The 12,983-nt window shown below is 63.0% G+C and carries 11 protein-coding genes; 10 read left to right on the top strand and 1 reads right to left on the bottom strand.

The annotated features are described in order from the left end of the window. Nucleotides 1–783 precede the first annotated feature (783 nt). The gene (locus C2L64_RS10595) at nt 784–1,353 is read left to right on the top strand and encodes a hypothetical protein (RefSeq protein ID WP_007738415.1); all 570 of its coding nucleotides are present in this window, start codon (nt 784–786) and stop codon (nt 1,351–1,353) included. 124 nt (nt 1,354–1,477) lie between these two features. Next, a complete protein-coding gene (locus C2L64_RS10590; RefSeq protein ID WP_007738414.1) occupies nt 1,478–2,521 on the top strand; it encodes a patatin-like phospholipase family protein in 1,044 nt (347 codons plus the stop codon). 19 nt (nt 2,522–2,540) lie between these two features. Here the strand turns inward: C2L64_RS10590 and C2L64_RS10585 are convergent, their stop codons facing one another. Next, nucleotides 2,541–3,149: a class I SAM-dependent methyltransferase gene (locus tag C2L64_RS10585; protein ID WP_009770428.1), complete on the bottom strand. Its 609-nt coding sequence runs from the start codon at nt 3,147–3,149 to the stop codon at nt 2,541–2,543. Between the two features lie 410 nt (nt 3,150–3,559). Here C2L64_RS10585 and C2L64_RS10580 point away from each other — a divergent pair, with 410 nt between their 5' ends. From C2L64_RS10580 to astA, 8 genes are all read left to right on the top strand, one after another. Beyond that, a complete protein-coding gene (locus tag C2L64_RS10580) occupies nt 3,560–4,249 on the top strand; it encodes an ABC transporter permease (RefSeq protein WP_009770427.1) in 690 nt (229 codons plus the stop codon). Nucleotides 4,250–4,274: 25 nt separating this feature from the next. After that, nucleotides 4,275–4,985, top strand: a complete 711-nt coding sequence (locus C2L64_RS10575; protein ID WP_007738405.1) for an ABC transporter permease — start codon at nt 4,275–4,277, stop codon at nt 4,983–4,985. Between the two features lie 61 nt (nt 4,986–5,046). Continuing rightward, complete coding sequence (locus C2L64_RS10570) at nt 5,047–5,838, top strand: ABC transporter ATP-binding protein (protein ID WP_007738404.1); 792 nt, start codon at nt 5,047–5,049, stop codon at nt 5,836–5,838. A gap of 24 nt (nt 5,839–5,862) precedes the next feature. Next, the gene (locus tag C2L64_RS10565; protein WP_009770426.1) at nt 5,863–6,918 is read left to right on the top strand and encodes a GlxA family transcriptional regulator; all 1,056 of its coding nucleotides are present in this window, start codon (nt 5,863–5,865) and stop codon (nt 6,916–6,918) included. Nucleotides 6,919–8,241: 1,323 nt separating this feature from the next. After that, nucleotides 8,242–9,447, top strand: a complete 1,206-nt coding sequence (locus C2L64_RS10560; RefSeq protein WP_007587666.1) for an IS110 family RNA-guided transposase — start codon at nt 8,242–8,244, stop codon at nt 9,445–9,447. 199 nt (nt 9,448–9,646) lie between these two features. After that, nucleotides 9,647–10,876 carry an aspartate aminotransferase family protein gene (locus C2L64_RS10555; RefSeq protein ID WP_086914329.1) on the top strand — a complete coding sequence of 410 codons (1,230 nt, stop codon included), beginning with the start codon at nt 9,647–9,649 and terminating at the stop codon, nt 10,874–10,876. A 29-nt stretch (nt 10,877–10,905) separates the two neighbouring features. Further along, nucleotides 10,906–11,958, top strand: coding sequence for an arginine/ornithine succinyltransferase subunit alpha (gene aruF / locus C2L64_RS10550; protein WP_007588376.1), 1,053 nt, complete (start codon nt 10,906–10,908; stop codon nt 11,956–11,958). Further along, a complete protein-coding gene (astA, locus tag C2L64_RS10545) occupies nt 11,955–12,980 on the top strand; it encodes an arginine N-succinyltransferase (protein ID WP_090838476.1) in 1,026 nt (341 codons plus the stop codon). Before aruF ends, astA begins: the two co-directional genes overlap by 4 nt. The last annotated feature ends 3 nt before the right edge of the window (nt 12,981–12,983 follow it).

The raw sequence follows: 12,983 nt of genomic DNA, 5'->3' as shown, positions 1-12,983 counted from the left end.
CGTGAATCGGAGGCCGCGCGGCCAGCGATGCAGAAAACCCCTGAAAACAGGGCTCGAAATGCATTTCCGGCCGCTTCGAGAAGGTCCGATGCGTGTGCCGTCGCACGGAATCACGCGCGCGCGGGCGTTAATGTGTCATCGTCGCCGCCAACGACGCGGATCTGCGCAATGCATGCCCGCGTGACGAGGCGGCGGCCTCCACGGACCTCGACGCCGGTCGGCCCCTCACGTCACGCGTAGGTCGGCTACGCAATGCACACCCGGACGAACCGGGTCGGCCGGGTCAGCCGGGTGCAGGCAGGATGCCCGGCGCGTCGGCGCGGCGACTTCACACGCATCACGCAATCACGAGGCTGGCGTGCCGACGCTAATCGTTGGCCGCCGCACGCGAGATCGCATGCGATTCGTCAGCCGATTCGGTGTAAACGCGCTCTCGCGCATTTTCGAACCTGACGCTAGATTGTCAGCACTTGCCGGATAGTCGAGGGGCCAGCGGCCGCTGTCGTTTGCGGTCGTCATAGCAGTGAAAATTGCGTCACGGCCAGAAGCACATGTGGCTTCTGGCCGAAACGCTTTCAATGTTGCTGCACGCACCGCCACGGTCCCATTCGCAAGCCTTCTTCGTGGGTTCATCGCAGATCCCACTTCTCGCGCACGAGAAATCTCGCGTAGCAATTCTTTAACTTTCCATACACATCTGCACAGCCATCGTTCGCGATCCGGCTGTCGACCGGGTTATGCTCTGTGTCGTTCACATCATTTGTGTCTAGCAAGTTATCGAAGATGGTTAATCGCACCTCGTTGCGCAACATGATGCTTTCCGTGGCCATGGCAGGCGCGCTGTCCGCGCTCGCCGGCTGCGACGACCAGCAGAGCGAGCAAGCCGTGCAAAAGCTCAAGGAATTTTTCAACGCCGTCAAACCGGATGCGCTGCTTCTGAAAGGACTCACGCCCGGCATCACGACGGAAGCGCAGATCCGCGACCAGATGGGCAAGCCCGAAACCGAGCGCCAGTTCACCGACGGCTCGAAGCGGTTCGAATATCCGCGCGGTCCACAAGGCCTCAACACGTACATGGTCGACATCGGCCCGGACGGCACGTTGCAGTCGATCACGCAGGTGCTGACGGCCGCGAACTTCGCGAAGATCCGCGCCGGCATGACGGAAGACGAGGTGCGCCGCCTGCTCGGCAAGCCCGGCGAAGTAGCCGTTTATCCGCTCAAGCCCGAGACGGTATGGAGCTGGAAGTGGCGCGAAGGCGGCGTCACCGAAGAGGGCTTTTTCAACGTGCACTTCGACGTCAATCACGTCGTCTACACGACCTCACGCTCGGACGTGATGCGCGGGCACTGACGGAGGGCGGATAAGCCAGGGCGAGCAGGGCGACCGCAAGCGAAGGCTGGAACGAGGGCTGAAAACGACAGCCGAACGCCACGGTCCAAACAGAAAACGCCTGCAAACAAGGGAGAAAACAACAATGGCCACACGTAGGCGATACAAGCGCATCGGCCTCGTGCTCGGCGGCGGGGCCGCGCGCGGCTGGGCGCACATCGGGGCGATCCGGGCGCTGCACGACGCGGGCATCAAGCCGGACCTCGTGGCGGGCACGTCGATCGGCGCGCTGGTCGGCGCCGTCTATGCGAACGGCGATCTCGACTGGCTAGAAGAGTGGGTGACGGGGCTCACGTGGCAGTCGGTCGTGCGTCTGCTCGATCTGCGTTTTTCGGGCGGGCTGCTCGGCGGCAGGAAAGTCATCCAGGTGTTTGCGAACCGCTTCAACGGACGCGAGATCAGCCAGTTGCAGATGCCGTTCGCTGCCGTCGCGACGGAACTCGATTCGGGCCGCGAGACGTGGCTGCAGGACGGCGGCGTGGTGGATGCCGTGCGCGCGTCGATTGCGATTCCAGGCATTTTCACGCCGGTGCTGCATGAGGGCGTGTGGCTCGTCGACGGCGGGCTGTCGAACCCCGTGCCCGTATCGGCGGCGCGCGGCATGCGGGCCGACTGTGTCATCGCCGTGGACCTGAACAACGACATTCTCAATGGCCGCGACTTCGGCGGCGCGGTGGTCGATCTGCCGCCCATGCCGACGGAAGAATCGATCGAGGCCGTCATCGAGCGAGCCGTCGAAGAATCCGAGCCGCTGCCGCTCGATCCCGACGCACCGCCGCCCGCGATCGCGACGCCTGCGCCGCCCGTTTTGCTACGGCGCAACGGCAAGCCGTTTCCGAACTGGCTGCAGCCTTCGCCCGAACAGCATTCGCGTGATGTGCGCGTGGCGCCTGCGCCGAGCGCGCGCGTGCCGTCGATGCTCAGTTCGATCGCGCAAAGCATCGACATCATGCAGGTGCGGATCACGCGCAGCCGCCTCGCGGGCGAACCGGCCGACATCCTGATCCAGCCGCGCCTCGCGGGTATGGGTATCTTCGACTTTCACCGTGCGGAGCCCGCGATTGCGGAAGGGCGCGCGGCCGTGGAGGCGATGCTGCCCGCGATCCGCGCATGTCTCGGCATCGATTGATGCCCCATCAGATACGCGCTCAGTCCTCGGACCGCTTCGCCGCGATGATGCGGCACACGCGCTTGCCGGAACTGGCGCTCGTCGTGTCGTCGGCGAACAGGATCACGCAGCTGGTCAGCTCGTCTGTGACGAGCGACGGTTCGAACGCCGAGTAAAGCCGTCCATCCGGCTGGCGCGCGTCCACGCCCTCCGTCACGCGCCACGACAGATACAGCATGCCGTTGGGCCGCAGGATGCGCACGAGGTTGTCGACTGCATCGGTGATGGCGTCGACGGGCAGATGCATCAGCACGGTTTCGCAGACCACGTTGTCGAATTGCTCGTCGATCTCGGCGAGCGACGGCAGCGTCGCGGTGCGAAACGCAATCTGCGGATAGAGCCGCCGCGCTTCTTCGAGCAAACCCTCCGACGCATCGAAACCCGTCACGCGATACCCATGGTCCGCGAGCCATGCGGCGTCGCGCCCGTTGCCGCAGCCGATATCGGCCGTCTTGCCCGTCGGCAGCAGATGGTTTTCCCACAGCGCATACATGTCGTCGGGCGGCGGCTGATCGAGCCATTCGCGCGAGTAGCGGGCGGCGTCGTGGGTGTAGGCGTCGAGCGTCGTGGAATCGGGGCGAAGTGTCATGCGGCGATCCTTGTCGCGGAAGCGTCGGGTGTCGAAGGAAGAAGCCAGTCTAACGCGGGTGCGTCGGGACGGCTTCCACGGGAAGCGCCTGGCAGTATCGGATGCGGCTGTCTTTCAGGGAAAGCCCCAATCGGCGCGGGTTTGCGAGCATGCGGGCGGCTTCGCGCGTCTATCGAAAAAGCGACCGCAAACTTGCTAATTCGCGGCACACGCAATGCGCGCACCATCCGCTTACAAACAGATAGCGCCCGCTATACCGGGCGTCCAACGCCCGCCATGCAGCGCCTTCGCGGATGTTGCGATGCACAACAAGCGTATGTCCCGGTTTGAGCAATTTATTTTTGCTTGCGAGTATCCGCGCCATGCCGCAGTTCGTTGTGGCTGTCCGGATAACCTCAAAGGAGACACGCGTGTTCTTATATGGCTTTGGCCCGGTGCTCCTCGAAGGCACGATCAAGACGATCGAGCTGTCGGTTCTTTCTCTGGCGACGGCCGTCGTGCTGGGGCTGGTCGGCGCGGCGGCGAAGCTGTCGTTGAGCCGGCCGATGCGCGCGATCGCGACGGGCTACACGACGCTGATCCGTTCGGTGCCCGACCTGGTTCTCATGCTGCTGCTGTTCTACAGCATCCAGATCGCCGTCAACAACCTGACCGACGCGTTGAACCTGCCGCAATTCGACATCGACCCGTTCGTCGCGGGCGTGCTGACGCTCGGCTTCATCTACGGCGCGTATTTCACCGAGACCTTTCGCGGCGCGTTTCTCGCCGTGCCGCGCGGCCAGCTCGAAGCGGGCGCGGCATACGGTATGAGCGGCGCGCGCGTATTCGCCCGCATCATGTTCCCGCAGATGATGCGCTTCGCGCTGCCGGGCATCGGCAACAACTGGCAGGTGCTCGTGAAGGCGACGGCGCTGGTGTCGATCATCGGACTCGCCGATGTCGTCAAGGCCGCGCAGGACGCCGGCAAGAGCACGTTCAACATGTTCTTCTTCATCCTCGTTGCCGCGGCGATCTATCTGGCCATCACGACCGTGTCGAACCTCGTGCTGATCTGGCTGGAGAAGCGCTATTCGATCGGCGTTCGACACGCCGAACTCTAATTCGCGCCACGCGCAGGAGACGATCATGATCGACATTCTCAACCAGTTCTGGCGCGCGTTCCTCTACTGGGACGGGCAACGTATCTCGGGTCTTGCCGTCACATTGTGGCTGCTGGTCGCATCGATCGGCATCGGTTTCGTGACGTCGATTCCGCTAGCTGTGGCGCGGGTATCGAGAAAGCGCTGGCTGTCGACGCCCGTGCGCCTCTACACCTACGTGTTTCGCGGCACGCCGCTCTATGTGCAGTTGCTGCTGATCTACACGGGCATTTACAGCCTCGAGTTCGTGCGCTCGCATGCGCTGCTCGATTCGTTCTTCCGCAGCGGGTTTCACTGCGCGATTCTCGCGTTCGCGTTGAACACCTGCGCGTACACGACGGAGATCTTCGCGGGCGCGATCCGCGCGACCTCGCACGGCGAGGTCGAAGCCGCACGCGCCTACGGCATGAGCTGGTTCACGATGTACCGGCGGATTGTGATACCGTCCGCGCTGCGCCGCGCGCTGCCGTTGTACAGTAACGAAGTGATCCTGATGCTGCACGCGACCACCGTCGCCTTCACGGCGACTGTGCCCGACGTGCTGAAGGTCGCACGCGATGCGAACTCCGCGACGTACCGCTCGTTCGAGGCTTTCGGGCTCGCGGCGCTGATTTATCTTGCTGTATCGTTCGCGCTGGTTGCGTTGTTCCGGCGCGCCGAGCGCCACTGGCTTGCGTATCTGGCCGTGCGGCGTTGACCGGCCGAGAGCCCGTAATACGTAAGCACCGTTTCACCCGTCTTCACTCTGGGAGAGCACCTTGCTCCACACGACTCAAACGGAAGCCTGCAAGCTCGCCGTGCAGGACATCCACAAGCGCTATGGCGATAACGAAGTGCTGAAGGGCGTCTCGCTGAATGCCAACAAGGGCGACGTGATCAGCATCATCGGTGCGAGCGGGTCGGGCAAGAGTACGTTCCTGCGCTGCATCAATTTTCTCGAGCGGCCGAACGCCGGTCAGATCGTCGTCGATGGCGAAGCGGTGCGCACGAAGGTCGATCGTCACGGCAACTTCGAGGTCGCGGATCACAAGCAGCTGCAGCGCATCCGCACGAAGCTCGCGATGGTGTTCCAGCACTTCAACTTGTGGGCGCACATGAACGTGCTGGAAAACGTGGTCGAAGCACCGCTTCACGTGCTCGGCCTGTCGCGCAAGGAAGCCGAAGAGCGCGCGCGCGAGTATCTGGAGAAGGTCGGTCTCGCACCGCGTCTGGAGAAGCAATATCCGTCGCATCTGTCGGGCGGGCAGCAGCAGCGTGTGGCGATTGCGCGCGCGCTGGCGATGAACCCGGACGTGATGCTGTTCGACGAGCCGACTTCCGCGCTCGATCCCGAGCTGGTCGGCGAAGTGCTGAAGGTGATGCAGAAGCTCGCCGAAGAAGGCCGCACGATGATCGTCGTGACGCACGAAATGGGCTTTGCGCGCAACGTGTCGAACCATGTGATGTTCCTGCATCAGGGCCGCACGGAGGAAGAAGGCGTGCCGTCCGAGGTGCTGGCCACGCCGAAGAGCGAGCGGCTGAAGCAGTTCCTGTCGGGCAGTCTCAAGTAAGCGGGCGTCCCGCAGCACACGTTAATGCCACGTCCGTCGTCCAGTCCGGCACGCACGACTCAGGTCGCGATTGTCGCGTTGCCACCCGTTTCGATGTCGGGCGTGGGGCCTATTGTCGATGCGCTGAATCTCGCCAATGAGATTGATGGCCGCGCGCTGTACCGCTGGCAGGTGTGCTCGTGGGACGGACGGCCGGTGCCGCTCGCGGGCGGCGCGCAGTGGCCTGCCGATACCGCATTCGGCGATGCGATTTCGTGCGACTGGCTGATTCTCGTTAGTGAGCGCTTTCAGCAGTTTGCGGATTACCGGATGTTTCTTGCCAGTCTGTCGCGGGTTGGGCAGCGTACGCCGCTCGTGACGGGTATTCACCACGGCGTGTGGTGGCTGGCGATGGCGGGGCAACTCTCCGGCTATCGCGTCAGCGTGAACTGGGAGACGTATCAGCAGTTCACGGAGCAATTCGAGCGGTCGATTGTCACGCAGCAGATCTTCGAGATCGATCATGATCGCGCGACCTGCGCGGGTGGGCAGGCGACCGTCGATTTTATGCTGGCCATGATTGGGCGTGAGCATGGGCCTGAACTGGCTGATCGTATCGCCGATACGATGGGCGTGGGGACCTTGCGGTCCGGCGAGGAACGTCAGCGGATTCCGTTCGTGACGGCGCCGGGCGAGCGGCATCCTCGGTTGAATGATGCTTTGCTGTTGATGGAAGCGAATATTGAGGATCCGTTGACTTCGGATGAGATAGCTGGGCTTGTTGGCGTTTCGCGTCGGCAGCTGGAGCGGCTGTTTCGGCAGTATCTTGGGTCGATGCCGTCGAAGTATTACCTCGGTTTGCGCCTTGCGAAGGCGCGGACGCAGTTGCAGCGGACTAGTAAGTCTGTTGTGCAGATTAGCCTTGCATGTGGGTTTTCTTCTGCTGCGCATTTTTCTAATGCTTATCGGGAAAAATTTGGCGTTACGCCGCGTGAAGAGCGGAGGAATTTCATCGAGAAGCAGCATGGCAGCGGTGGCAGTGCGGCGATTAGCGAGCCGCGGCCCGCGGCGTTGATTGAGCCGCCGGATCAAGAGGTTTAGGTTTTTTTGTCTTGCGACGCTGGGGTGGTTTGCTGGTGTTTTCGTTGGCATCCGCGCTATGGTGTTTGCTGCGCGAGCTTCGGCGCGGTGTGTTTGCCTTTGCGCTGGCATCCGCGATTTGCCTTCGTGGCACGGCCAGTTTGGTTGTTCTAGCCCTTGCGCTGGCATCCGCGTTACGGTGTTTGCTGTTCAAGCGTCGCCCCTGTGCGGGGCGGCACCTACTTTTCTTTGCCGCCGCAAAGAAAAGTAGGCAAAAGAAAGCGGCTAACACCGCTCATTCCTATTCTTGCCTGAGGGCCCCCAACCGGTCTTACGCTTCACACGGCAACATCTCTATTGGCGCGCGTTGCCAACGCTTCGAATGAACGCCTCACCCGCTTCGAACTCCCATACACGGGCTAGCGGCAGCGAATGGTTTCTGCCGCCCAGGTGGCAAACTGTGTGTAGGTTGTCGCAGCGTATAACTTGGCGCTCTTACATGGGGGAACGCGTGTGCTATCGGTCCGAAGTGAGGCGTGTGAGGTGCTACGGCCTACACACAGTTTGCCACCTGGGCGGCGGAGGACTATCTGGCACGGCGTGCTGCGACGCGGGTGCATGAAGCGGGTGAGGCGTACAGAGAGAGCGTTGGCAACGCACGTGAACAACTGCGTTACCGCGTGAAGGACGGGGCCGTTGGGGGCCCTCAGGCAGGAAGAAGAGTTGACGGTGTGAGCCGCTTTCTTTTGCCTACTTTTCTTTGCGGCGGCAAAGAAAAGTAGGTGCCGCCCCGCATAGGGGCGACGCCTGAAGCACGAAGGCAAATCGCGGATGCCAGCGCAAGGGCTAGAACAACCAAACCGGCCGTGCCACGAGTCAAAACGCGGATGCCAGCGCAAGGGCTAGAACAACCAAACCGGCCGTGCCACGAAGGCAAAACGCGGATGCCAGCGCAAGGGCTAGAACAACCAACCGGCCGTGCCACGAAGGCAAATCGCGGATGCCAGCGCAAGGGCTAGAACAACCAAACCGGCCGTGCCACGAAGGCAAAACGCGGATGCCAGCGCAAAGGCAAAAAGCCCCAAACGGCATCGCCCGCGCCGCGAAGGCTCCCCCCGTTACTATCTTCATTCCTCGACAATCGAGGATTTGGCCAGCTAGGCCCGGCATGATTCTCGCCCCCAGTCGCAGTCATGATCCGGGGGGTGTTGTCACCGGGCCTGGTGGGTGGCTGGTGATCGCTAATAGGGGCTCGGCCAGGATATCTTGAGGCCGTCCGTAACGTGGATGCCGAGACTTGCCACCGATGTTGCAGGCCAAACCGTTCAACCTGCAAAGCCTTCGATGCAAGAAAACCAACAACATAGCTCTGTCGATGTATTCGTCGGCGTCGATGTCGGCAAAGGCCACCATCACGCCGTCGCCCTCGATCGGCGCGGAAAGCGCCTTTACAACAAGGCGCTGCCCAACGATGAGGCCAAGCTGCGCGCCCTCATTACCGAACTCAAGACGCACGGCCAGCTCCTGTTCGTCGTCGATCAACCCGCCACCATCGGCGCGTTGCCCGTGGCAGTCGCCCGTGATGAAGATGTTCTGGTCGCATATCTACCGGGTCTGGCTATGCGCCGCATCGCCGACCTGCACGCCGGTGAAGCCAAGACTGATGCTCGCGATGCCGCCATCATTGCTGAAGCCGCGCGCTCAATGCCGCATACGCTGCGCTCACTTCGGCTGGCTGACGAACCACTCGCCGAACTCACCATGCTGTGCGGCTTCGACGACGATCTGGCGGCCCAGATCACGCAGACCAGCAACCGCATTCGAGGTCTGCTCACCCAGATCCATCCGGCGCTGGAAAGGGTCGTGGGGCCGCGGCTCGACCATCCGGCCGTGCTCGATCTGCTTGAGCGATACCCGTCACCCGCCGAGCTCGCCTCAGCCAGCGAGAAAACACTCGCCAACCGCCTCACCAAACTCGCACCTCGCATGGGCAAGAGCCTGGCTTCCGACATCGTCCAGGCGCTCAGCGAACAGGCTGTGATCGTGCCCGGTACTCAGGCCGCAACCATCGTCATGCCGCGTCTTGCCCAGCAACTCGCATCCTTGCGCAAGCAACGCGAGGAGGTTGCCAGCGAAGTTGAACGTCTGGTGCACGCACACCCTCTTTGGCCGGTCCTGACCAGCATGCCGGGAGTCGGCGTCAGGACCGCCGCCAGACTCCTCACTGAAGTCGCTCACAAAGCCTTCGCATCGGCTGCGCATCTCGCCGCCTACGCCGGCCTCGCCCCGGTGACCCGACGCTCGGGCTCGTCCATCCGTGGCGAACACCCGTCCAGACGGGGCAACAAGGTACTCAAGAGAGCGCTCTTCCTCTCGGCCTTTGCTGCCCTGCGAGACCCGATCTCAAGGGACTATTACACGCGCAAGGTCCAGCAGGGCAAGCGCCACAATCAGGCGCTCATCGCTCTCGCTCGACGACGCTGCGACGTGCTGTTCGCCATGCTGCGCGACGGCACCCTCTACCAACCAAAATCCGCCCCTACCGCTTGACGAATCACATAGGGGCACCCCCCCCGGATACCAGCAAAAAACAAGGCAAACCGCCCATCGCCGCAAGGCAACAAAAACCCCCAACCCACCCCCAGCGTCGCAGACATAAAAAAAGAACCCGTCGCTTCCACGCAAGACGCCCCGCCCACTGTCACCTAAACTAAGAACCGTCAAAGTGACCAAACCCCGAGGCCCCGCCATGCACGACCAAAATGTCACCCGCCAGACCTTCGACGAAGTCATGGTCCCCGTCTTCGCGCCAGCGTCTTTCGTACCGGACCGCGGCGCCGGTTCCCGCGTATGGGACACGCAAGGCAAGGACTACATCGACTTCGCGGGCGGCATCGCCGTCACGGCGCTGGGCCACGCGCATCCCGAACTGCTGAAGGTTCTGCACGATCAGGGCGCCAAGCTGTGGCATATCGGTAACGGTTACACGAACGAGCCCGTCCTGCGCCTCGCAAAACGCCTCGAAGAGCTGACTTTCGCCGACCGCGCGTTCTTCGCGAACTCTGGCGCGGAAGCCAACGAAGCCGCCCTGAAACTCGCGCGCCGCGTCGCCTTCGACCGCCACGGCGCGCAGAAGGACGAAATCGTCTCGTTCACCCAGTCGTTCCACGGCCGCACGTTCTTCACGGTGAGCGTCGGCGGACAGCCGAAGTACTCGGAAGGCTTCGGCCCTGTGCCCGCCGGCATCAGGCACCTGCCTTACAACGATATCGAAGCGGCGCGCGCCGCGATCGGCCCGAAAACCTGCGCGGTGATCGTCGAGCCGGTGCAGGGTGAAGGCGGCGTGATCCCCGCCGATCCCGCGTTCCTGAAAGCGCTGCGCGAAGCCTGCGACCAGCACAACGCACTGCTGATTTTCGACGAAGTGCAAACGGGCGTCGGCCGTACGGGCTTCTTTTATGCGTATCAGGACACGGGCGTCACGCCCGACATCCTGACCACCGCGAAGGCGCTCGGCAACGGCTTCCCGATCGGCGCGATGCTGACCACGAACGAACTCGCCGCCCACTTCAAGGTCGGCGTGCACGGCACCACATACGGCGGCAATCCGCTCGCGACAGCGATCGCGCTGAAAGTGGTCGATCTCGTCAGCGACCCGAAACTACTGGAGGGCGTGCGCGCGCGCAGCGAACAGTTCAAGGCGACGCTCGCGAAGATCAACGAACGCTTCGGCATCTTCAAGGACGTGCGCGGCAAGGGTCTGCTGATCGGCATGGAACTCACGGAAGCTTTCAAGGGCCGCGCGAAAGACTTCGTCACGGCAGCCGGCAAGCACGGCGTCATCATGCTGATGGCCGGTCCCGATGTGCTGCGTTTCGCGCCGTCGCTGATCATTTCCGCTGACGACATGAACGAAGGTCTCGCGCGCTTCGAAAAGGCGATCGAGGAAGTCGTCGGCGCAACAGCGCTCGCGAAGTAATCCTTCAAGCCACATTACACGAGACCACGATGCTCTTCGTCCGCCCTGGCCGCCTGGCCGATCTCGACGCGTTGCAACAGATGGCGCGCACCGCGCAGCCCGTGCTGCACTCGCTGCCGCACGACCGGCGCGCGCTGGAGGCGCGCGTCGCGTTGTCGGAAGACTCGTTTCGCGCGGAAGTCGATTTTCCGGGCGAGGAGTTCTATCTCTTCGTGCTGGAAGACAGCGAGACGGGCAAGCTGCACGGCACGTCGAGCATCGTCGCGGCAGCGGGCTATTCGGAGCCGTTCTACGTGTTCCGCAACGACGCCCTCATTCACGCGTCGCGCGAACTGCACGTTAACCGCAAGATTCACGCGCTGACGATGTCGCATGAACTGACGGGCAAGAGCCGTCTCGCCGGTTTCTATATCGACCCGGCGATGCGCGGCGATGCCGCCGCGCATCTGATGTCGCGTGCGCGGATGATGTACATCGCCGCGAACCGCAAGCGCTTCACGTCCGAAGTGTTCTCGCTGCTGCTCGGCGTGACGGACGATACGGGCGTGTCGCCGTTCTGGGAAGCCGTGGGCCGCAAGTTCTTCGGCCGCAATTTCGCCGATATCGAAGTGCAGTCGGGCGGCCGCAGCAGCACGTTCATCGCGGAAGTGATGCCGAGCTATCCGATCTATGTGCCGCTGTTGCCCGAAGCTGCGCAGCGCGTGCTCGGCGAGCCCGACGAAAAGGCGCTGCTCGCGTACGACATCCACATGGAAGAAGGCTTCGAGACGGACCGCTACGTCGATATCTTCGATGCCGGCCCCGTGCTGACCGCGCAAATAGAACGCAGCGCGTGCGTGAAGCGCAACGAGACGCGCACCGTGCACGAAACATCGGCGCAACAGGGCGCGACGTATCTGATCGCGAGCAACAAGCCGGGCGAATTCCGCTGCGTGCTCGCCGATCTGCCCGCGCAGACGGACGGCGGCGCGCCGCTGCCGGCTGCCGCGCGCCATGCGCTCGACGTGCAGGACGGCGATACGGTGCGCTGCGTGCCGCTGCATCAGCAGGAACCGACACACACCACGGGAGAAGCACAATGATCGTCGTTCGCGTCGTGCAGACGGGCGATGTGGACGCGCTCGTCGCGCTCGCTCAGGAGACGGGTCCCGGTCTCACGACCTTCAAGCCGGATCGCGATGCGCTCGCCGAGCGCGTCGAGCGCGTGCGTCGCACGCTCGAAGACAAGGCCGTGCCGCACGAAAAGGGTTACTTCTTCGTGATGGAAGATTCGCAGACGAAGGACATTGCCGGTGTCTGCGGGATCGAAACAGCCGTGGGACTCGAGCAGCCGTTTTATAACTATCGCGTGAGCACGGTCGTGCATGCGTCGCAGGATCTCGGCATCTGGACGCGCATGCGTGCGCTCAACATCTCGCACGACCTGACGGGCTACGCGGAAGTGTGCTCGCTGTTTCTCAGCCCGCGTTATCGCGCACATGGCGTGGGTGGTCTGCTGTCGCGCTCGCGCTTCATGTTCATCGCGCAGTTTCGCGAGCGCTTTCCGCAGCGCATCTGCGCGGAGCTGCGCGGCCATTTCGATTCCGACGGTACGTCGCCGTTCTGGCGCGCGGTCGGCTCGCATTTTTATCAGATCGATTTCAATGCCGCCGACTATCTCAGCTCGCACGGCCGCAAGTCGTTCCTCGCGGAGCTGATGCCGCGTTTTCCCGTGTACGTCGAACTGCTGCCCGACGAAGCGCAGCAGGCCATCGGCCTCACGCATAGCGACACGTTGCCTGCGCGCAAGATGCTCGAAGCGGAAGGGCTGCGTTACGAGAATCACGTCGATATTTTCGATGCGGGTCCTGTGCTCGAATGCCACGTCGCCGATCTGCGCACGGTGCGCGAGAGCGTCGTCGTGCCCGTCGAGATTGCTGCCGTCGCAGCGCAGGAGGGCGGCCCCCGTTCGCTCGTCTCGAACACGTCGCTGGACGATTTCCGCACGGGCGTCGCGGCGGGTGTCGTGGACCACGGCGTGTTCCGTCTGACGGCGGACGAAGCGGTGGCTTTGAACGTGAAGGCAGGCGAGCCGGTGCGCGTGCTGCCCCTGAAACAGAAATAAGGA

The organism is Paraburkholderia hospita (assembly GCF_002902965.1).
GTDB lineage: Bacteria > Pseudomonadota > Gammaproteobacteria > Burkholderiales > Burkholderiaceae > Paraburkholderia > Paraburkholderia hospita.
Note: the sequence above shows the minus strand (reverse complement) of the source record. Positions and strands in the feature narration are given on the sequence as shown.